The sequence below is a fragment of the Taylorella asinigenitalis ATCC 700933 genome (assembly GCF_000687755.1).
Taxonomy (GTDB): domain Bacteria; phylum Pseudomonadota; class Gammaproteobacteria; order Burkholderiales; family Burkholderiaceae_B; genus Taylorella; species Taylorella asinigenitalis.
This window is the reverse complement of record NZ_JHXN01000002.1, coordinates 146,466-167,737: the sequence shown is the minus strand read 5'-3', so window position 1 is coordinate 167,737 and position 21,272 is coordinate 146,466. Positions and strand designations below refer to the sequence as shown.

Annotated in this window: 15 protein-coding genes, 1 tRNA gene, 1 other RNA gene and 1 pseudogene; 4 read left to right on the top strand and 14 right to left on the bottom strand. The window is 37.5% G+C overall.

Annotated elements, in window-relative coordinates:
- Positions 1-69: 69 nt before the first annotated feature.
- From T432_RS0102700 to T432_RS0102655, 11 genes and pseudogenes are all read right to left on the bottom strand, one after another.
- Positions 70-1,395, bottom strand: coding sequence for a solute carrier family 23 protein (locus T432_RS0102700; RefSeq protein ID WP_028884076.1), 1,326 nt, complete (start codon positions 1,393-1,395; stop codon positions 70-72).
- 44 nt (positions 1,396-1,439) lie between these two features.
- A complete protein-coding gene (bfr, locus tag T432_RS0102695) occupies positions 1,440-1,904 on the bottom strand; it encodes a bacterioferritin (protein WP_028884075.1) in 465 nt (154 codons plus the stop codon).
- 119 nt (positions 1,905-2,023) lie between these two features.
- The gene (carB, locus tag T432_RS0102690) at positions 2,024-5,269 is read right to left on the bottom strand and encodes a carbamoyl-phosphate synthase large subunit (RefSeq protein ID WP_028884074.1); all 3,246 of its coding nucleotides are present in this window, start codon (positions 5,267-5,269) and stop codon (positions 2,024-2,026) included.
- A 5-nt stretch (positions 5,270-5,274) separates the two neighbouring features.
- Entirely contained in the window at positions 5,275-6,426 is a 1,152-nt protein-coding gene (gene carA, locus T432_RS0102685) for a glutamine-hydrolyzing carbamoyl-phosphate synthase small subunit (protein ID WP_028884073.1), read from the bottom strand.
- Positions 6,427-6,470: 44 nt separating this feature from the next.
- Positions 6,471-7,067: a recombination mediator RecR gene (gene recR / locus T432_RS0102680; RefSeq protein ID WP_028884072.1), complete on the bottom strand. Its 597-nt coding sequence runs from the start codon at positions 7,065-7,067 to the stop codon at positions 6,471-6,473.
- A gap of 3 nt (positions 7,068-7,070) precedes the next feature.
- Entirely contained in the window at positions 7,071-7,397 is a 327-nt protein-coding gene (locus T432_RS0102675) for a YbaB/EbfC family nucleoid-associated protein (RefSeq protein WP_028884071.1), read from the bottom strand.
- A gap of 4 nt (positions 7,398-7,401) precedes the next feature.
- The gene (locus T432_RS0102670) at positions 7,402-7,791 is read right to left on the bottom strand and encodes a DNA polymerase III subunit gamma/tau C-terminal domain-containing protein (protein WP_028884070.1); all 390 of its coding nucleotides are present in this window, start codon (positions 7,789-7,791) and stop codon (positions 7,402-7,404) included.
- Between the two features lie 92 nt (positions 7,792-7,883).
- Positions 7,884-8,972: pseudogene (gene dnaX / locus T432_RS07870) on the bottom strand (DNA polymerase III subunit gamma/tau); the annotation flags it as partial.
- 16 nt (positions 8,973-8,988) lie between these two features.
- Positions 8,989-9,086: signal recognition particle sRNA small type (gene ffs / locus T432_RS08260), an RNA gene on the bottom strand.
- A gap of 28 nt (positions 9,087-9,114) precedes the next feature.
- A complete protein-coding gene (locus T432_RS0102660; protein ID WP_028884069.1) occupies positions 9,115-12,453 on the bottom strand; it encodes a UvrD-helicase domain-containing protein in 3,339 nt (1,112 codons plus the stop codon).
- Positions 12,443-15,247 (bottom strand): PD-(D/E)XK nuclease family protein, encoded by a 2,805-nt coding sequence (locus T432_RS0102655; protein WP_028884068.1) that lies wholly within the window; start codon positions 15,245-15,247, stop codon positions 12,443-12,445. Before T432_RS0102655 ends, T432_RS0102660 begins: the two co-directional genes overlap by 11 nt.
- Positions 15,248-15,318: 71 nt before the next feature.
- On the opposite strand from T432_RS0102655, the gene T432_RS0102650 reads away from it, so the two are divergent.
- A complete protein-coding gene (locus tag T432_RS0102650; RefSeq protein ID WP_028884067.1) occupies positions 15,319-15,837 on the top strand; it encodes a hypothetical protein in 519 nt (172 codons plus the stop codon).
- A gap of 2 nt (positions 15,838-15,839) precedes the next feature.
- Complete coding sequence (locus tag T432_RS0102645; protein WP_028884066.1) at positions 15,840-17,114, top strand: O-antigen ligase family protein; 1,275 nt, start codon at positions 15,840-15,842, stop codon at positions 17,112-17,114.
- Here the strand turns inward: T432_RS0102645 and T432_RS0102640 are convergent, their stop codons facing one another.
- The 3 genes from T432_RS0102640 to xerD form a co-directional block, all read right to left on the bottom strand.
- A complete protein-coding gene (locus tag T432_RS0102640; protein WP_028884065.1) occupies positions 17,115-17,909 on the bottom strand; it encodes a DODA-type extradiol aromatic ring-opening family dioxygenase in 795 nt (264 codons plus the stop codon).
- A gap of 223 nt (positions 17,910-18,132) precedes the next feature.
- A tRNA-Arg gene (locus T432_RS0102635) sits at positions 18,133-18,207 on the bottom strand.
- Between the two features lie 33 nt (positions 18,208-18,240).
- On the bottom strand, positions 18,241-19,143 hold the full coding sequence (gene xerD, locus T432_RS0102630; RefSeq protein ID WP_028884064.1) for a site-specific tyrosine recombinase XerD: 903 nt from the start codon (positions 19,141-19,143) through the stop codon (positions 18,241-18,243).
- Between the two features lie 63 nt (positions 19,144-19,206).
- On the opposite strand from xerD, the gene tsaE reads away from it, so the two are divergent.
- Together tsaE and T432_RS0102620 are read left to right on the top strand one after the other, a co-directional pair.
- Positions 19,207-19,731: a tRNA (adenosine(37)-N6)-threonylcarbamoyltransferase complex ATPase subunit type 1 TsaE gene (gene tsaE / locus T432_RS0102625; RefSeq protein WP_028884063.1), complete on the top strand. Its 525-nt coding sequence runs from the start codon at positions 19,207-19,209 to the stop codon at positions 19,729-19,731.
- The gene (locus T432_RS0102620) at positions 19,695-21,272 is read left to right on the top strand and encodes an N-acetylmuramoyl-L-alanine amidase (protein WP_028884062.1); all 1,578 of its coding nucleotides are present in this window, start codon (positions 19,695-19,697) and stop codon (positions 21,270-21,272) included. Before tsaE ends, T432_RS0102620 begins: the two co-directional genes overlap by 37 nt.

Here is a 21,272-nt window from a genome sequence, read left to right as displayed (position 1 = left end):
CCCTACTGACTCGTAGAGCGTCCAAACATTTAGTAATTATAATTAAGAAAAATAAAATTACAAGTTAGATTAGATTTTCGGTATTTCCTTTGATTTTAAATTTAATAGGGCATAAAGAATAATAGCCGTAAAAGTGGCCGTACCAATACCCTCTAATTTAAAGCCTCCAAATTCAATTGCAAAATTTCCTGCACCCATAATTAGCGTTACAGCAGCGACTATAAGATTTTTATTATCGGAGAAATCTACTCGATTGATAACCCATATCCTAGCCCCTGAGATGGCAATGAGCCCGAATACGACCATCGAAACTCCTCCCAATACAGGACCAGGGATACTATTTATCAAAGCACCAAATTTTGGTGAAAATCCAAGTAATACAGCAAATGCAGCAGCCACCAAAAATAAAAGAGTGGAGTAAATTTTTGTGACCGCCATAACACCAATATTTTCAGCATAAGTTGTGACACCAGTGCCACCCATTGAGCCAGAAATCATGGTAGCCACACCGTCCCCCATAAACGCACGACCTAAATATTTATCAAGATCCTGACCAGTCATGGCACTAACAGCCCTAATATGGCCCAAATTCTCAACTACTAAAATCACAGCAACTGGCAATATTACTGTTATCGCAGAAAACTTAAATTCAGGTGCTGTTAAAGTTGGCAATCCAAACCAAGGGGCATTATTCAAAGCTGTAAAGTCTATAGGAGTCCCAAATCCAAATACATTAGTTAATAAAAAATAGACTAGATATGAACATATAAGACCTAGTAGAATTAATAATCTTTGAGCGGTACCACGTGTAAATACTGCAACAATACCAACGCTTAGTACCGTAAGCATTGCCATCATGGCATCAAAAGAGCTTCCAGAAGCCATGGCACTCTTAGCCGCGATAGGGGCTAAATTTAAGCCTATAACCGCAACGATAGCACCTGTAACAACAGGAGGCATAAGTTTATCAATCCAACGAGTAGCACTGCCATTTTTAGAGGCATATGAGACTAAAAGACCAAATAATGCATAGACTAAGCCGCACATTATTATGCCACCCAATGCAACGCCAATATTTGGATTAGGGCCTGATCCTGCTACGTAGCCCGTTACAGAGACAACGCCTCCAATAAAGGCAAAACTAGAGCCTAAATAGCTAGGAACACGACCACCTACAAAAATAAAGAAGATAAAAGTACCTAATCCAGACATTAAAACAGCCAGATTTACATCAAATCCCATAAGCAAAGGGGCTAAAACCGTGGCACCGAACATTGCAACTACGTGTTGTGCACCCATTAGAAGAGATTGAAGGGGAGGTAAATATTCGTGCGGAGCTACTACCTGCCCCGCTTGGATTGAAGTAACTTTTTTAAACTGTGGGAAATAAGACATTTTAAAAAATAAAAAAGGGAGGTAAACCCTCCCATTTTGAAGTATTACTGCTTAGACTGCAAGTAGTTTTGAAGACCCATCTCGTCGATAAGCCGTAATTGCTGCTCTAGCCAGTGAGCATGGTCTTCCTCAGTATCTTGCAACTGATCTACCAAAATATCACGAGATACAAAGTCACGTTCTTCCTCGCATATTACGATTCCTTTCTTTAGGTCCTCACGAACTTTTAGCTCTAGGGCTAGGTCGTTCTTAAGCATGCTTACAACATCAGAGCCGACGTTGATTTGCTCAACCTGCATGTTTGGAACGCCTTCAAGAAGAAGCACACGACGAATCAATGCGTCTGCGTGTTGCGTCTCTTCTTCCATTTCATGATTAAGACGCTCATACAATTTTGAATATCCCCATTCATCATACATACGAGAATGTATGAAATATTGATCGCGGGCACCAAGTTCGCCAGATATTAATTGGTTAAAGTATTCGATAACTTTATGGCTTCCCTTCATGGATTGCTCCTTAGTTTCTATTAATAATGATAGTTTATTGTAGGGCTAAACCACGAAGAATCAATGGTTAAGCCCTTTTTCAGCTCATTTGGTAAATCTGAATTACTCTCAATTGCATTCTAGTTAACAGCCTGATTCGATTCATGAATAGCTTGTAAGGGATAAACACGAATGCCCTTTTCTAATCTCAAGTATTTCAAACCCTCTACAGCAGCCGAGGCTTCTGCGATTGTCGTATAAGCCGTAACTCTAGCAGAAAGTGCATTTGTCCTAATGGAGCGAGAATCGTTGATAGCATTTCGCTTTTCTTCAACCGTATTGATAACCAGATTCAACTCTCCATTTTTAAGCATATCCACGATATGAGGACGCCCTTCCGTAACCTTATTTACAACCTGAACTGGAATGCCTGCTTCATAAATTGCACTTGCAGTTCCGCGGGTTGCACATATTTTGAAACCAAGATCTAGCAATCCTTTGGCAATAGGTATGATTTTCGGCTTATCGGAATCTTTAACGCTCAAGAATACAAGCCCCGCTTTAGGTAAATCGATTCCTGCGGCGATTTGTGATTTCACAAATGCTTCGCCGAATGTCTCACCGACTCCCATAACCTCGCCAGTAGATTTCATCTCAGGTCCTAAAATGGTATCGACTCCTGGGAATTTTGCAAAAGGAAATACTGCCTCTTTTACACAATAAAGCTTAGGCGATTTCTCTTCTGTTACACCGAGATCTTTCAGAGATTTTCCGGCCATTACACGTGCTGCAATCTTCGCTACTGGCAATCCTGTAGCTTTTGAGACAAATGGAACTGTTCTAGAGGCCCTTGGATTAACTTCAAGAACATATACTTCATTAGCTTGAATTGCAAATTGAACATTCATAAGACCGCGAACATTTAATGCTTTGGCCATAAGTCGCGTTTGACGTTTAATTTCTTCGATCATCTCTTTAGTTAAAGAGTGCGGAGGAAGACTGCAAGCCGAATCTCCCGAATGAACGCCAGCTTGCTCAATATGCTCCATAACTCCAGCTACATAAACATCCGTACCATCACAAATACAATCAACATCAATCTCAATTGCATCATTCAAATAACGATCTAGCAACACAGGAGAGTCATTGGATACCTTAACAGCCGCCGTCATATACCGCTCAAGGTCCATCTGGTCATGCACAATTTCCATCGCACGACCGCCTAAAACATACGAGGGACGCACTACAAGCGGATACCCAATCTCATTTGCCAGTGTCAATGCTTCCTCTTCAGTTCTCGCAGTTCGATTCGGAGGCTGTTTCAAATTAAGTTTCTGTAAAAGTTTTTGAAATCGCTCGCGGTCTTCTGCAATATCAATCGATTCTGGGCTGGTTCCAAGAATCGGTACCCCATTTAGCTCTAAATCGCGTGCAAGTTTAAGTGGCGTTTGACCTCCATATTGCACAATAACACCCACTGGTTTTTCAACTTCCACAATCTCAAGCACATCTTCCAAAGTCAATGGCTCAAAATAAAGCCTATCTGCCGTATCGTAGTCTGTGGACACCGTCTCAGGATTACAGTTGACCATAATGGTTTCATATCCATCGCTTTTGAGCGATAAAGCCGCATGTACACAACAATAGTCAAATTCTATCCCTTGTCCAATGCGATTTGGTCCGCCCCCTAACACCATAATTTTCTTTTTGTTAGTTGGCAATGCTTCCGATTCCTCTTCATATGTGGAATACATATAAGCTGTCTTAGTATCAAACTCAGCTGCACATGTATCAACACGTTTATAAACTGGTCGCACTCCTTGTTGAATTCTTATCTTACGAATCTCAGATTCTGAAGTATCTAATAGATAGGCTAATCGTCTATCCGAGAACCCCTCACGTTTAAGTAATCGCATAATTTCCGCATCGATATCACCTAAAGTTTTTTGCTCTAATGCAAGTTCGATATCAACGATTTCTTTGATTTGCTCTAAGAACCATAAATCTATTTTCGTAAGTCTATGCACATCTTCAATAGAGAAGCCACGATCAAAAGCATCCGCCACAAACCAAATACGTTCTGGTCCAGGCTCAGCGAGTTCAACTTGAAGTTTTTCAAGATCCACAGTTTTTAAATTTAGCCCATCAACACCAACTTCAAGACCACGCAATGCTTTTTGGAATGATTCTTTGAAAGTGCGACCAATGGCCATAACTTCACCAACTGATTTCATTTGAGTAGTTAAACGTGAATCAGCTTGTGGGAATTTTTCAAATGCAAATCGAGGAATTTTGGTAACTACATAATCCAGTGTCGGTTCAAATGAAGCAGGAGTTGCACCCCCCGTTATTTCATTTGATAATTCATCAAGAGTATATCCAACAGCAAGACGTGAAGCCACTTTTGCAATAGGGAATCCTGTAGCTTTCGATGCCAATGCAGATGATCGTGATACTCGAGGATTCATCTCAATAACGATTATGCGACCATTCTCTGGATTTACGGCAAATTGCACATTCGATCCACCAGTATCCACGCCAATCTCGCGTAAAACAGCTATCGATGCATCGCGCATGATTTGATATTCTTTATCTGTCAATGTCTGAGCTGGTGCTACCGTAATCGAATCCCCAGTATGCACACCCATAGGGTCCAAATTTTCTATTGAACAAATAATGATGCAGTTATCAGCCTTATCGCGAATAACCTCCATCTCGAATTCTTTCCACCCTAAGAGAGACTCTTCAATTAGCAATTCATTCGTAGGAGAGGCTTCCAATCCACGTGTACAAATTTCTTCAAACTCTTCTGGATTGTAAGCAATGCCCCCGCCCGTGCCCCCAAGAGTAAAACTTGGGCGGATTACTACAGGGAATCCCGCTGTCCCAATCTCTTCTGCTATGCGTCGCTGAACTTCCCACGCTTCTTCCATACTGTGGGCAATGCCTGATTTAGCCGACTCTAGTCCAATAGAAGACATAGCTTCTTTAAACTTCATCCTATCTTCAGCTTTCTCAATAGCTTGTGCATTTGCCCCTATTAGCTCAACTCCATGTTTCTCTAATACACCTTTTTTGGACAGCTCCAAAGCACAATTGAGTGCAGTTTGGCCACCCATAGTTGGCAGAATCGCATCAGGCTTTTCTATCTCGATTACTTTTTCTAAAGACTTCCATGTAATCGGCTCAATATAAATTACATCGGCCGTATCTGGGTCCGTCATAATAGTCGCAGGATTACTATTTACAAGAATAGTTCTATAACCATCCGCCTTCAATGCTTTGCAGGCCTGAGCTCCAGAATAATCGAATTCACATGCTTGTCCAATAACGATTGGACCTGCCCCAATAATCAAAATACTTTTGAGATCTGTACGTTTAGGCATAATTTTTACTTAGCCTCCATGAGGCCGATAAATTTATCGAAAAGTGGGAGAGTATCGTGAGGTCCAGGACTTGCTTCTGGGTGCCCTTGAAAGCAAAATGCAGGTCTATCGGTAAGTTCAAATCCTTGTAAACTGCCGTCAAATAAAGATATATGAGTAACCTTAGTATTTGGTGGCAATGTCTCCGCATCCACCGCAAATCCGTGATTTTGCGAAGTAATAAATACACAATCAGTCTGCAGATCTTTTACTGGATGGTTAGCTCCATGATGTCCAGCTTTCATCTTCAGAGTTTTAGCTCCCAATGCCAAACCCATAATCTGATGGCCCAAACATATCCCAAATAATGGAACTTTCTTATCTAGAATTACCCTTGCCGTCTCAATAGCATATTCAACAGCTTGAGGATCACCAGGACCATTAGCCAGAAACACCCCATCTGGATTTAAGGCCAATACATCTTCTGCTTTTGTAGTAGAAGGCACTAACGTAACCTTACAACCCCTTTCATGCAAAAGACGCAAGATGTTATATTTAATTCCAAAGTCATAAGCCACAACATGAAATTTGCTTGGAACATCGCTTGAATAGCCATTCTTCAAAGACCAAGCCCCTTGAGTCCAGTCAATGTTTTCTTTGACCGATGCTTCAGACGCTAGATCTTGGCCAACCATTCCAGGATAGTTTTTAGCTAACTCAACAGCCTTTTCTTCATCCTCGCCCACGAAAATGCAGGCTCCTTGAGCACCCTTTTCTCTAAGTATGCGAGTGAGTTTTCTAGTATCGATCTCAGAGATAGCAACAATGCCGTTTTCCTTTAAATACTCTGGCAATGATTTCTCAGCCCTAAAAGATGACACTACTTTTGGACAATTTCTAATAACAAGCCCAGCCGCCCTAATCATGTCAGACTCTATGTCTTCGCTGTTAATGCCTGTATTTCCGATATGGGGATAAGTGAGAGTGATAATTTGCTGTGAATAGCTTGGATCAGTAAGGATTTCTTGATATCCCGTCATACTGGTATTAAAAACAATTTCACCTGTGGTATGACCATCAGCTCCAATTGAAATGCCCTTAAAAACAGTACCATCAGCCAGTGCAAGAATAGCACTAGGGAATTCTTTTTCTCCCTTAGTTAAAAGTGCGTGAAGCATTGTGCAATTCCGAAAAAAAATACTTTTAATTATAACGTTTGAGACTATTTCTTTCTATCGTTTAAAGCCCATGCAATAGTGGCAGCATCTACATATTCAAGCTCACTGCCACTTGGTACACCCCTAGCAATTCGTGATGTATTAATACCCATCTCAGTCAGAAATGTCTTAATAAAATGAGCTGTAGTCTCACCTTCAGCCGTAAAGTTGGTGGCAATGATTACCTCTCTTACATCCAAGTCCTTAACTCTTTCAATTAAATGTTCAAAGTTAAGCCCTTGTGCACCTTTAGATGACATAGGAGATATCCTGCCCATCAAAACAAAATATAGCCCATTAAATCCATGGCTCTCTTCAATGCGAACCAAATCCGCAGGAGTCTCAACCACGCATAAAAGGGACGCATCTCTTTTGCTTGATGCACAAATATCACATATATCCGTGCTAGAGAAATTATTGCATTTGTGGCAATGTTTAAGTGTCTGCAAAGCCCTTTGAAGATTTATAGCTAGATACTCTGCCCCGCTCCTATCGTGCTGTAATAGGTGATAAGCCAGTCTCCTAGCGGTTCTAACACCAATACCTGGTAAATTTGCAATTGAATCTACAAGTGCTTGGAGTGGCTCAGGTTCTCGAGTCATAAATTAGAATGGAAGTTTCATTCCACCAGGAAGAGTTAATCCGCCTGTCACAGCTTCCATCTTCTCTTTTGAAGTCTCCTCTGCTTTACGATGTGCATCGTTAAGAGCTGCAGCAATCAAATCCTCCAAAAATTCTTTATCTTCTTCAAGGACAGAATCATCGATGGAGACACGTTTTACTTCATGATTGCAAGTCATAGAAACTGTAACTAGATTTCCGCCAGCAACTCCTTCAACTACTGTGTTGCTAAGCTCCTCTTGTGTTTGTTTCATCTTATCTTGCATCTGCTGAGCTTGCTTCATCAAGCCAGCAATCTTACCTTTCATCATAATGTTAGTCCTTTAAATTTTTATCGGCTATTGTAACTGAATTAGGTATAAGTTTAGCTTGGCAATGCTCTTTTAAATCATTAATAAAATCATTGCTTTCTATTTTTTTCATAACTTCAGCCATCCTAGCGTTATGTTCTTCATTTTGCTTATTATGCAAAGTGATTTTGACATCCCCAGCCTCAAAATATATTTGTATTTTTCGTCCGAAATAATCACCTAGAAATTTTTCTAATTTAGTTTTATGTTTATCTAATATAACTTCTTGAATATCCGATTTCAGGTAGATTACATCACCATCAGTTTTTAAAAATTCAGAGTTGATTGCTATTTGGTGACTAAAACCTGTCTCGCTATATGTTTTAACTAATTCCGTCCAGGTGTTCTCGTTCAAATCTTCAAAAGCTACGGCTAGCTGTGGACTTTTTTTTTACCCTCTGGCTCAAGCTGAGGATTAGATTCAGTAAATTCTTGTTTTGGAAGTATTGATTCGCCATCTGCTAGCGAAATCATACGCAAGCATGCCATCATAAAACCCGAATATTCATCTGGAGAAAATCCTAGTTCCTTCCTACTATGGATGGCAATGCTATAGAAAAGCTGCAATAAATCTGGGTCTGCACTCTTAGCTATTTCTTTTATCTCTTCAAATAACAAATCCTCTTCACTAACAGTATTAGGGATTTTTTGCTCGATTGCGATTTTAGATATAAGTACAGCTAAATCTTCTAGTGCTTGTGAAAATGAAAACCCTTTAGCTGCAAGTTCATCAGTTACTTCTTTTAAACCAGAAGCATCTGCTGATAGTAAATTTTTTAATAACCTAGCTAAGAAGGTGTGATCAATAGAGCCAAGCATGCTTCTAACAGAACTTAGTGTTATGTTATTTGATGAAAATGCTATCGCTTGGTCTGTTATCGATAATGCATCCCTCATAGAGCCAGCTGCAGCCTGAGCCAATAATCTTAATGCAGGTCTTTCATACGAGACTGATTCCTCACCAAGCACATATTCAAGATGAGAAACAATCTGCTCAGGAGCCATATTTTTCAAATTAAACTGCAAACAACGGGACACTACAGTGATAGGTATTTTTTGTGGATCAGTTGTCGCTAAAATAAACTTTACATGTGGAGGAGGCTCTTCTAAAGTTTTAAGCATGGCATTAAAAGCCGTGCCCGAAAGCATATGCACCTCGTCTATGGTATAAACCTTAAATCTACCTACTGATGGGGCGTATACTGCTTGCTCAATAAGTGCCGTCATATCTTCAACTCCGCGGTTTGAAGCGGCATCAAATTCCATATAATCTACAAATCTACCCTCATCAATTTGTCTACATGCCTGACAAACACCGCAAGGTTTAGAAGTTATACCTGTTTCACAATTTAAGGATTTAGCTAAGATGCGTGCTAATGTAGTTTTCCCTACCCCTCGGGTTCCAGTAAACAACCATGCGTGATGAAGACGCTCAGTATCCAAAGCGTGCGATAAGGCTTTAACTACATGGTCTTGACCTACAAGACTTGAAAAGTCTTTAGGGCGCCATTTGCGAGCAAGAACTAAATAGCTCATCGATGATCCTAAAAAGAAGAGTGAGCCTGACTTCGGCACTAGATCTGCACAGCTGTGGCTGCTTCGTTCCCGACCTGACCAGATTCACTGCCGACCCATGCGAAGGGGCCCACCGCTACGAATTTTAACACAACGGTAATAATCAAATATCTATAAAATCACACGTATGCAAAATGAAAAGTTTCTTAACTACTGGTCTATTATCAAAGGATTTTAGATATTCTGCGTATTGATTTAATTGAGACGTATAGATTCTAATCATGCGTTTTATAAAATCCTCAATCTCCTCTTCCTCATGCGGCAAATTAGTTTTAAAGTCCACCAATAGCCAATGATCTCCATTATCCACGACTACATCAAAACGTTTTTCAGTGGCGATTTCATCGTACAAAGACCACTCCTGAATAGCATTTGCATGGGTGAGAAGCCAATGTGCATTTTCATCTTCATAAGCTTTGCATAAAAGTTTAATAACACGTGTAGTTGCACGAGTGAGAGCGACATTAGGTAATCCCAATGCAAATAAATGATTTTGCACTAGACCTCGAGAATTTTTTATTTTTTCTAAAGTCCAGCCTTCAAGCCTGTCTTTACCCATCCTTTCAAGCCACATATGCACAACATGGCCGACACTAGCCATAAATTGATCATCAAACTGCCATGCTTTAGTTTCTCTTACCGCTAAGTTGGCAATGGACGAGCTTTCTGCAGTAGGTGCCTTTAATTCCTCAAAACTAAGCCTTCGGATTTGGGAATTATCAATATATTCAATTTTGCCCTCTTCTTTTTGGTCCTCTGATTCCTCTTCACTTTCAATTTTATAAATTTCAGCTCTAATTTCTATATCAGTTATAAGATCAAGCATACCTGCAACTGAATTTTTAACTGCCTCATGCTTATCATTCGTAATGTTTAAAAATAAATGCAATTTTTTCTTAGCCCTTGTACATGCAACATAGATAAGTCGCATAGTTTCATAAGCTTCTCTTTCTTTATTTCTTTTTGAGATTAACTCATATAAATCATCTTTTATTCCAGTAGCTTTTTCAGTAATGTAGCTTACTAAGAAATTAGATCCTTCGTTTTCAAACTCTATAAGACTGGATTTAGAGTTTTGTGCTTTTTTATTAAGGCCAAATAAAAACACTTCTTCAAATTCAAGCCCTTTGGCTGCATGCATGGTCATGACTTCAACTACAGGCCCTCGAACTATGTCTTGAGCATAGAGTTTGGCTAACTTTCTTTCGAAATCTTCAAGATTGAAATCACCATAAGGAGCACTTTCCTCGAGCAACTCAAAAACCCTTTTTAAGTTTGATTGTTGAGCGGCATCTGAATAGATTTTGTTTCCTCCAAGGTCCTCCCAAACTGATGCAACAAAATGCGGGAATGCTAGATTTGAATAATTTAAATGGTTCCGAAGTAAGATATCACTGACATAAAATAAGCGAGCAAATTCATCCTCATCGACTGAAGCTTTAAAATTTTTATCTAACAGAACTTCTCTTAATGCTTCAGGAGGAGACAATTTTTTTCTACTTTCGAAAATTTTCGTTAATGTATTAAGAGAAAGACCGCATAGAGGAGACCTTAAAGTTGACATCCAAGCTAATCTGTCTCCCTTGTGACTAAGTGCTCTTATACATTGAACAAGGTCCATAATCTCTTCAGTATTTCCTAGAGGAACCATTTCAATAGCTTTCACGGGTATTCCAGCATCATTTAATTGCTTAACCAAATCTTCTAGATGGCTTCTAGATCTAACCAAGATTCCCACTGGCTTAGATGAATCAGAATTTTCACTCAGAGCCCTTTTTACCTGATCAACCATTTGCTTATAGCAACTATCCATATCTCTTTGGTATACGTACGAAAGAACACTTTGATCTGGTGACTCATCTTTAAAAGCTTCGGACGGTGTAAATGATATAGCTCCCATGTCCGAATTATCCAGAATTGGAAATTTATCTGAGAAAGTTTTGTTTACCCAATCGATAATATTTTTATTTGATCTGAAATTTACGCTCAAACTTAAAAACTCAAGAGGCACTTCACCTACTACACCGTTTTGTTCCTGCAATGATTTTCCATTGTTAATCTTAGCTTTTCTTGCGTATTCAATAAAGATACCAACTTCAGCTTGACGGAATCTATAAATAGATTGCATTGGGTCGCCGACTAAAAAAATTGTCCGACCGTCGCCACGTTGCCACCCATAACAGATTTTTTCTAATAATTGCTTTTGCATTAAATTGGTATCCTGAAACTCATCAATAAGCACATGCTGTATGTCATTATCGATTTTGAGAAGCAGGTCTGTAGGGTCATCTGCCTCACCAAGAGCTTTTAAAGCTCTAAAAGCAGATTCAGTAAAGTCTATTTTTGAGTGTTTTGCAAAAACCACTTCGAGTTTTTCTAATGCAAATTCCAAAGTCGCAAAGAAAATTTCGTAATTATGAATCAGACTTGTAAACCTATCTGGTAGGTAACATACATTTAAAAGTGCCCTAACAAGATTTGTATTATTTTTATTTTGAGAAAGCAACTCTTTAAAGGGTTCGAAGTACTTACTTTTGGTATCAATATTAGGAGCCCTAGCGGCTTGACTTCTTACTTTGCCCTCATTCGTTAAAAAATATTCCCTCACTTTTTTCCAAAATGGAATATGTTCTAATGAGAAACCTGGAACAAAGTCTGGATCGTTAGCTTTCAAAAAACCTTTATGAATTGATAATACTTCTAAATAATTTGCTCGAATCAATGGCCATATAATTAATTTCAAGTCTTCATGATTAATTTGTCTTGATAAATCTTTCAGATAGCCATTTGCGATATTCTCGTAGGACTCTTGAAAAACCTGTTGCGATGGCACTTTACGTTTAATAACATCCTGCCAATTCTGGCGCTTATTAAGCATCTCAACAATAAGGTTTCTAAAGATATCAAATCGCATATCCAAATGCTTAAGAACTTCTTGTAAGAAGGGATACGAGTCGTATTCTTCAAGCATTAAATCAACAGCTTCCATAAAAAGGTCTACTGAATCTTCCGTAACATCGATTCCAGACCCAACGCCCGAAATAAGAGGTGTATTTCTTACTAGACTATTTGTAAAAGAATCAATTGTGCGAATCCTTAGACGATCAATATTTTCTAAGAGCTTCCAATTTTTTTCTTTATCTCTTTTTACAACATCATTAGCTAGTTTCCACGACAATTTCTGAAATTCAGATTCTGGCTCAGGATTGCTGTAGGCAATGAGTTTGTGCCTCACCCTCTCAAGCATTTCGGATGCTGCTTTTTTTGTAAATGTAATTGCTAATATTTGCTCAGGTTTTTCTACAATTGATAGAAGTGACAAGATTCTTAAAGATAAAATTTCAGTTTTTCCAGAACCTGCAGGTGCCTGAACAATAAATGATTTTTGTGGATCTAATGCAAGGTCTCTTTGCTTTTGATCTGGTGAAATTTTATTCGTCATTTTGAACCTCGTTTTCATTTTGGTCAAAGAGTCGAAGGAAAGGTTTTATCTCACAATACTCCATATCTTTTAAGTCTAAATATGAGTTAGGCGCATGACCTTCTTCAATTTCTTCGAGCAATGAATCTATCTTTGTCCGCCAAGTTTGTAGTGTATTAATCCAATCTTCTGAATTTAAAGGCTGCATATCAACTGCATCAGAAGAATTTTCAAAAAGAGTTTCATCACCTAAAACACCAGCATAAGTTTTACTTATTTTTTTGTTACTTATGCGCCCTTGATGTAGAAAAACATTCAAAACACCAATTACATTATTTGATATCTCATCTTCAATTAAAGATGCATAAAAAGGCAGTTGGCTCTTTTTCATACGCTCTCTATCAATCCAATATTTTTTTAGATTGCTTGACGTTGTTGGATTTGATGTTTTGTAATCGATTATTAAATATTTATCGCCAACCTTATCTACTCTATCTACTTTAAAATTTACATCCATATACCCTTTAGAATATTGCTCATTTTTTTCTAAATGAACAATTTCAAACGGCACTCTACACATCAACTCAGACTTTAGAAAATATAAAATCACTTTTTTTGCAGACTGCTCGATAGTTTCACGTATAACAGAAGAATCAATATGAGCAAGAATTTCATTTGAAGCACGTCTTATAAATTTATCGATATCTTCTTCTAAATTTTCAATCTGTGCCAATGAATTTGAGGACCTATGTTCTTTATAAAAAATTTCCAGAATTTTGTGTAGATAATTACCTCTAACTAATGAGTCGTAATCATCTTTTGGATAGGGTTTTAAATCCTCAACATGCAATCTATATTTTGCATAGTACCAAAGAGGATTTAATGACTGTAATTCCACCATATTAGACCCACCACGCCTTATATCATCGTCAAATGGAAGACCTTGCCTATCGTCTAATAATTGCATCATAGCTTTTTCACGAGCTTGTATTTCAATTGGTGCAAGCTCTTTTTCGTCTTCTAAAAATGGTTGCAATAAAGGGCTCGGAAATAGTTTCTGTTTATCATTTTGTTCCGAAAAGCTTAAAACAATATCACTCGAAGTATGGAGAATACCGTTAAAAATTTGCTCCGATAGCTCCCAAGTGCTGTCCCATGTGGTTAAATCGACTCCTGCCCTAATTTGTGCATATAGTGGAATTAAAGGATTGTGACTTGGACTTTGTGGCAATGTTTTGCTTTGCAATCCACACACCCACACATGGTCCCATCTTCCACCTTCAACTTCATATGGGCCTATAACATCAAGCTTAGAATTAGCATCTCTTTGAAATTGAAAAACAGTTTCAGTAAGACTTTGTTTTAATAAACTAACTGCCTCATGTGCATCAATTTCAGGTAGCATATGATGCATGGCACTTAAGGAATTAAGTACTGTCTCAAGGGCCTTGCATAATTGGTAGTTATGGCTATTGATTGGTGCATCTGATGGAAATTCAAATTCAGTTAATGTAATCCTGAAAGCATCTGCCCAATGGCTTATATCTTTATTTCCAGCATTAATCCAGTCATCATTTTCACGCAAAAGAATTTCTGTTTTTAAATGGAAATTTTTATAAAAAATCTCTGACAAATCTTTGTTTGAAATATATCTACCAGTTCGTTTTCTTAATTCAAAATCTATATGAGCTAATTTCTCCCTTTCTTTCTCTGTAAAACCAAATTCAGCTTTAAGGAGAGCATTGCCAACTAAAAGGAGGGGGATTTTGGGTTTATGTAAATTAAGAATAAGTTCAAACCAATAGATAATCGATTTAATTAAACTCCATTCAATTAAAGGACGACCTAAGGAGATATGCCAATTCTTCAAGCCTTTAAGTTCTCTTTGCAAAAGTAGAAGATTTGACTGCAACTCAGGCACAACTATGGCCACTTTCTTATTTGGGTCAGCATCGAGCAATTTAGAAGCCCAATCGACAGCATACTTTATTTCAGTCTCTATATCCTTAGCCTTAAACAATGATACGTCAGAAGCACGAGGTCTTTGTGTATATAAAACTCGTACCGTCGAACCTTTTAGCTTACATACTTTCAAAATACTTTGCATGTAGGGAGTGATTTTATAAAAACCATGCAAGACTATATGTTTAGGTACTTTTAAGATGCCGTTTTGAATGTTTTCTAGGACTTTTTCCTTAAGTTTTACTGAATCCCAGAACTCATTTTTCTTTAAATTTTTAAGATACTTTTCTCTCCACTTAGAGAATAGTTCATACTCAGGTGTACGTTCAAAACCATCTACTTTTATAGACCAATCGCACAATAATTTATGAGCATTTGCAGCCAATCTTGTGGCTTTAGTTTGAGATAGCATTGGTAGAACGAAGCGATCTTCATCACTTTCAATTTTTCTATTCTCTCCAAAATTACTACTTTCGTACCAATTTTTAATAAATGACTCAGTGTCATTTAAATTTTTATTTTTTTTTGGTGTGTGCTCATCTTGATTTTTCTTGCTCGGTATATCCAAAGCCATATTCCAATAATAATTCTCTGCAATATCGTTCAAGACTACAGGCATATTGGGAAATTGGAACTGCAGATCAGGTACAAAATTCCTAATCCATCTTTTGAATGAAAACGCACTAGGCAGTTCAAATACTTTTCTCTCTGAATCTGTTTTTTTTAGATGTGAAATTAACTGCCTTCTTACATCAAAAGTTAGTCGATTGCTTGCTGTCAATATCAATATGTCTTGGGTTGGAATATTATTAAGATCATCTAAAGTGCATGAGTCAAAGTCTGAAAGAGGCATAGGACACCATTGTCAAATTATTTCACTAATTATAGTCTGCTAAAATTTAACGAAATCTATGTTAATTTTTTATGAATAACGAGCAGCTAAAACACTTAAGAGCTTGTGCTAGTCAAGTCCAAAAAAACAAAAATTGGACCACTATTATTAAGTTTTTATCAAATGTCAGTCCAAATGAAATCGTAAATTTATGCGATGAACTTTTGGCTTTGAGGGCTGGAAATTTAAAATCACCTAGCTATGTTCCATCTAAAGCTGCACTTGAAGCGGCTATTGGTTGTGAAGTGGATTTTCCAACTAACGACAAAATTACTGATGGTTATGCAATCCGTTATCCTGGATTTACATACAACCCAGACTTACCAGGTCCTAAAGACGGACTAATTTGGTCTGCCCAAGAACAGTTTGTGTACAAACTTAGGCAAGCTGGGGAATTAGAAGTAGGTAAATTTATAAAGAAAATGGAGGAACAAGCAGCGATTCCTACATGGGATTTGAGCGTTAAAGTAGGAACTAGAGAGGATTATCAAAGTACAATTACCTTTCGTTATACACGTTCAACTGAAGCTTCTCAAATGAGCATTTTCTAAATATGAATTCTAGAATTCATCCTCTGATAAACAAAACATTTTATTTAGGCATAATCGTATTTTTTGTGTTCGGTTGTGCATTAGCAAATGGCTACTCAGTTTCATATGTACTACTAGTTTTAGCTAGCCTTTTTTTAATATTTAAGCTTCGTAAACTAGATAGCTTTTATTCAATTTCTCGTTGGGACTGGGCGTTATTTTTATCCTTAGCAATTATGGTGTTCATATCATATGCTGTGAGCATTTATTATGGAGAGTCGGGACGTTTTTATGATCGCCCAAGCAAAATTCTTTTAGGATTATTATTTGTTTATTGTCTAAGATTTATCCATTTTGAAAAATGGATATTTGTTCTCTGCGTTCAATTGGGTGCAATAGTATTTGGAGCATTTGCACTTCAAGATATTTTTATGTTTCATTTTGTACGCGCAAACGGGGATATGCTTGAAATTCATTTCGGTAATTTCGCTTTAGTTTGGGGGCTTGCGTCTCTAATAACACTTTTTTATCTTAATGAACTTAAGCCAAAGAGCCTATACATTCTATTAGGGGTTTTTGGCTTTCTACTGGGATTGATTGCTTCAATTCTCTCAGGATCAAGAGGTGGATGGATTTATTTACCCATCGGACTTTTATTAGTTTCATTAATTTGTATTAGACCTTTTAAAAGGTCAATATTCTTTCTATTTACAACCTCAAGCATATTAATAATTGCACTTTTTACTTTTTATCAATTAAATACAAATTTCCAAACAAGAGTTGATTTAATGGTCAATACAGTATTTAACCAAGCCACCAACCCTTCAACTTTGGATACTTCAATTTTGTCTAGATTAGAAATGTGGCGCTTATCGGCTGATATGATTGAGCAAAAGCCCTTAACTGGTTGGGGGGAAGTTGGATACTTGGAAAAGATGAAATCTGATTACTCTAAAGGGCTTGTTTCATCTAATGTATATCTTCATAGACATCCACATAATGAATATATAAATGAGTTTGTAAAACGAGGCATTTTTGGCTTACTAGCACTAATTGCTGTTTATTTTGTAAGTTTTACTTATTTCTTAAAAAGAACTATAGGAAAACAAAATCCTTCAATTACATTACCCGCATCAATAGGTGTAATTTTTGTTTCGGGATATATGGTATTTGGGTTAACTCAAGCGGTATTTAGCCACAATGAAGGAACTATGTATTGGATATTGGGTTTGGGAATTTTATGGGCTCTTACTAGAAACGCAGAAAATTCCCATACGAGGACAAATTCCAGTTATTGATTAACCAAATTTGTATCCGCTTACTGTAACTCCGCCCATAGCAGACTGCTCATAATAATTTAATTGAGCTTCATCGGAACCAGCAGCACCTACTGCAACCATTAAAGGTGTCAAATGATCCTCTAGAGGATGACAGACTCTCGCACTAGGTGCCATCTCCCAATTTATTAAAGACTGTTTGCGTTGTTCATAAGTCTTACCGATAATCGAGTCCTGAAGCCATGCATCAAAATCTTCGGAGGGTTGGGAACCCTCTGGATTAAATAAATGCATATTATGAAATGTCAGTCCACTGCCTATAATTAATACACCCTCTCCTCTTAGTGGCTTGAGAGCCTCACCAAGAGCCAAATGATAATTAGGATCGAAAGATGCCTCAATTGACAATTGAACCACAGGAATCTGAGCCTCTGGAAATGCAACCGCCAAAGGAACAAAAGCCCCATGATCTAAACCTCGTTCCGAATCAAAAGAAGTTTCAAAACCATATGATTTAAGATGAGAATTTAAGGTTTTAGCAAATTGAGGATGACCAGGTGCATTGTAATGAATGGAATATGTGTATGGAGGAAATCCGTAATAGTCATAAAGCATAGGAGGACGAGGATTATTCATAATGCCCAACCCACCTCTTGTAATCCAGTGGGCTGAAATCATCAAAATAACCTTAGGCTGAAATTCAAGCAAACTTGGAATATTATGTAGAGAATTTCTTAACTTTGAGTAAGACTGCTCCCATTGTTGAATCCACGGCCAAGGGCCACCACCATGGGATATGAAAAATACTGGTTGCATAACTAATTACGAAATTACATTTTGTTATAAATTACACACATTATAAAACGATATTTTTACAACATTAATTGGAGCTTATCGTAGTTGTAATTTTCTTATATATTTGGAAATAAACAGAAATTTTTATTTCGTCATCTAATTTAAATTTTGTGAGAGAATTAAACTATCACTCTTTATTTAAATAACGTTGCATATTTAAGACACTATTGGAGGATAGAGCGCATGGCCACCCCGGCCAGAATCGAACCAGCATCTAATCCTTAGGAGGGATTTGTTCTATCCATTGAACTACGGGGTGTAAACTCTAAATTATAACAAAGAGGCTATTTTTCTATGCCCTTGGGTGATGTTTTTGATGTATTGATTTAAGTCTCTCACGAGCGACATGAATATAAATCTGAGTAGTAGAAATATCTACGTGTCCTAATAGCATCTGCACAACCCTCAAATCAGCCCCATGGTTTAGAAGATGAGTAGCAAAAGCATGTCTTAGTACATGTGGTGAGAGTGGAATTTTTATGCTTGTAAATTTGGCATATTTCTTAATAATCTGCCAGAAAGCTTGCCTAGTCATAGCCTGACCATATTTATTTAGAAAAACAAAATTATTTTTCTTTTGATGTTCAAGCTGCGGCCTTCCTTCCTCTAAGTATTTCTTTACATGAATTTCTGCCTCCTCCCCTATTGGAACCAGCCTATCTTTAGCCCCTTTTCCCATAGTCACTCTAACAACACCCGCATCTAAACTTAATTCATTTGTTTTGATGGCAATGAGTTCGCTTACTCTCATCCCAGTTGCATACAAAACTTCAAGCATCGCTTTATCTCTAAGACCTGAGGCAGTTTTAGTGTCGGGGGCGTTCAAAAGCTCCTCTACCTGAGCTTCGCTAATTGATTTAGGCAATCTCTGCGGGACTTTTCTAGTCACAAGTCCTAAACACGGATCTTTATTAATTAGATTTTGCCGAATTGCCCATGCGTAGAATTTTCTTACAGTGGCTAATTTTCTATTGATAGTTGTAGGTTTAGATTCAACACTCAGTTTTTGCAACCAGTCGTTCAGATTGTTTGCACTTAATTCAAGTAAATTTGAATTTTTACTAATTTCAGCAGAAAATTTGTCTAGGGAATTTAAATCTAGACGATAGGAATTTAAGGTATTTTTAGAAAGACCTTCTTCTAACCATAATGAGTCTACAAATCTATCAATCCATAACTTATTTTCTTCTGACATAATTTTAAGCAAATAATAAAATTACTTATGATTTCAAATTTCTTAATTTATTTTACTTATTAGATGAACACTTCCGATACTTTTGAAATTCAATTACATCAAGAAAAGGACACTCTTCTATTAGGTCAAAACTTAGCGAAGGCCGTCGATTCTCTTATATACAAGAAGAATGATGAACCCGTAAGTATTGAACCTAATTTTAAAATTTATTTAAGTGGGGAATTAGGTTCGGGCAAAACTTCATTAGCAAGGGAATTTCTTAGGACATTTGGCGTCATTGGTCGAATAAAGAGTCCAACATATACCCTGCTTGAAACTTATAAAGTTTCTAGATTATACTTATATCACTTTGATTTTTATAGATTTAATGATCCATTGGAATGGTTTGAGGCTGGTTTTAATGACACCTTAAGCTCACCAGGAATTTCTATAATTGAGTGGCCTGAGATGGCAAAGGAAACATTGCCACAACCTGATTTGAATATTACTTTATACTATGAGGGAGAGGGTCGAATTGCAAAAATCAATGCATTTTCAGATAGAGGAGTTGCATGTCTATCAATGATGAGCAAAATATACAAAAAGTGAACAATAGGCGCCGCATTGTTACAGCAGGTGCTGCCGCTTTGTTTTTGCCCGTTATTTCAAAAATTTCTAAAGCGGCTAATGCACCTATAGTCGATTTAAATAATTCTAATGAGCAGCTTAAATTCACTCCTTTAGGACGTCCCTTAAGCGGGGATTCTATACCGATTCCAAAGGCTCCACCTAGCACGAAGCCTACGACATCCCCTGCCGTTAATAAAGATCCAAAGGATTTACAACTCCAAAAGCCCGCTAGTCAAGCTGCTACAACAAATTCTGGAACTACTTCTCAAATCTTAGCGGTTAGAACTTGGCCAGCTGATGAGTATACTAGGGTAACTCTAGAGCTAAATTCTCCAATTAAGCATGAGCACTTTACATTAAATGGCCCAGATAGATTGGTTGTAGACCTTGATGGTCTTCAAATGAATGCTGCATTGAATTCTTTAATTTCAAAAATTAAGCCAAACGACCCTTATATTTCTCAGGTACGTGTAGCTCAAAATAGATCAAATGTTGTAAGAATAGTTATTGACTTAAAAGAGCCTATAGTTCCACAAGTTTTTACCTTAAAGCCTGTAGGAAATTACAAATATCGACTTGTATTAGACCTTTATCCAAAAGTAGCTAAAGATCCGCTAATGGCTTTGGCACAGAAGTCTGACTCTAGCGATCCATTATCAAATATTATTAGTCAACTTCAAAATACGAAGCCTGATGTTGAAGTACCTAAAGTTGCGGGTCAAGTTGCACAGAAAAATCCACGCATTGAAAATTTACCCACTAAAGGCTCTACTTTAGACCATCAACCTCAAGTAACCATTAAAAAGAATTCGCAAAAACGTCCTATTCTAATTGCTATAGACCCTGGACATGGCGGTGAAGACCCTGGAGCAATTGGAGCACGTGGTACTCGGGAAAAAGATGTAGTTCTATCTATCGGTAGAAGATTGCGAGATATATTAAATTCTAGGTCAGATACTAGAGCCTATATGACTCGCGATGCTGATTTCTTTGTTCCATTGCATGTGCGCGTTCAAAAAGCTAGACGCGTCAAAGCGGATGTATTTGTTTCTATACACGCAGATGCATTCACTAATAGGACAGCTCGTGGAACTTCAGTATTCGCCCTCTCACGTAAAGGGGCATCTAGTGCGGCTGCTAGATGGTTAGCCAAAAAAGAGAATTCCGCAGATTTGATTGGTGGTCTTGACATTAGTTCTCATGACAGGACTACTGCTAGTGTATTGCTTGACCTATCAACAACAGCCCAAATTAATGATTCTCTTAAAATTGGACATCGTGTCTTAAACTCACTTTCTAAAGTAAAAGGTTTAAAAAGCAGACGTGTTGAACAAGCTGGTTTTGCTGTTCTAAAGGCACCAGATATTCCTTCTATTCTTATTGAAGTAGCATTTATATCAAATCTTCAAGAGGAAAGTTTTTTAATGAATTCAAAAAATCATCCAACTGTAGCAAAAGCTATTGTTAGAGGGTTGGATGATTATTTTGACACAAATCCTCCACTTGCTTATAAATCCTAA

What these genes read in the sequence shown, in the direction of transcription:
- T432_RS0102700 (WP_028884076.1), bottom strand. Translation starts at nt 1,395, where the DNA reads ATGTCTTATTTCCCACAGTTTAAAAAAGTTACTTCAATCCAAGCGGGG.
- bfr (WP_028884075.1), bottom strand. Translation starts at nt 1,904, where the DNA reads ATGAAGGGAAGCCATAAAGTTATCGAATACTTTAACCAATTAATATCT.
- carB (WP_028884074.1), bottom strand. Translation starts at nt 5,269, where the DNA reads ATGCCTAAACGTACAGATCTCAAAAGTATTTTGATTATTGGGGCAGGT.
- carA (WP_028884073.1), bottom strand. Translation starts at nt 6,426, where the DNA reads ATGCTTCACGCACTTTTAACTAAGGGAGAAAAAGAATTCCCTAGTGCT.
- recR (WP_028884072.1), bottom strand. Translation starts at nt 7,067, where the DNA reads ATGACTCGAGAACCTGAGCCACTCCAAGCACTTGTAGATTCAATTGCA.
- T432_RS0102675 (WP_028884071.1), bottom strand. Translation starts at nt 7,397, where the DNA reads ATGATGAAAGGTAAGATTGCTGGCTTGATGAAGCAAGCTCAGCAGATG.
- T432_RS0102660 (WP_028884069.1), bottom strand. Translation starts at nt 12,453, where the DNA reads ATGACGAATAAAATTTCACCAGATCAAAAGCAAAGAGACCTTGCATTA.
- T432_RS0102655 (WP_028884068.1), bottom strand. Translation starts at nt 15,247, where the DNA reads ATGCCTCTTTCAGACTTTGACTCATGCACTTTAGATGATCTTAATAAT.
- T432_RS0102650 (WP_028884067.1), top strand. Translation starts at nt 15,319, where the DNA reads ATGAATAACGAGCAGCTAAAACACTTAAGAGCTTGTGCTAGTCAAGTC.
- T432_RS0102645 (WP_028884066.1), top strand. Translation starts at nt 15,840, where the DNA reads ATGAATTCTAGAATTCATCCTCTGATAAACAAAACATTTTATTTAGGC.
- T432_RS0102640 (WP_028884065.1), bottom strand. Translation starts at nt 17,909, where the DNA reads ATGCAACCAGTATTTTTCATATCCCATGGTGGTGGCCCTTGGCCGTGG.
- xerD (WP_028884064.1), bottom strand. Translation starts at nt 19,143, where the DNA reads ATGTCAGAAGAAAATAAGTTATGGATTGATAGATTTGTAGACTCATTA.
- tsaE (WP_028884063.1), top strand. Translation starts at nt 19,207, where the DNA reads ATGAACACTTCCGATACTTTTGAAATTCAATTACATCAAGAAAAGGAC.
- T432_RS0102620 (WP_028884062.1), top strand. Translation starts at nt 19,695, where the DNA reads ATGTCTATCAATGATGAGCAAAATATACAAAAAGTGAACAATAGGCGC.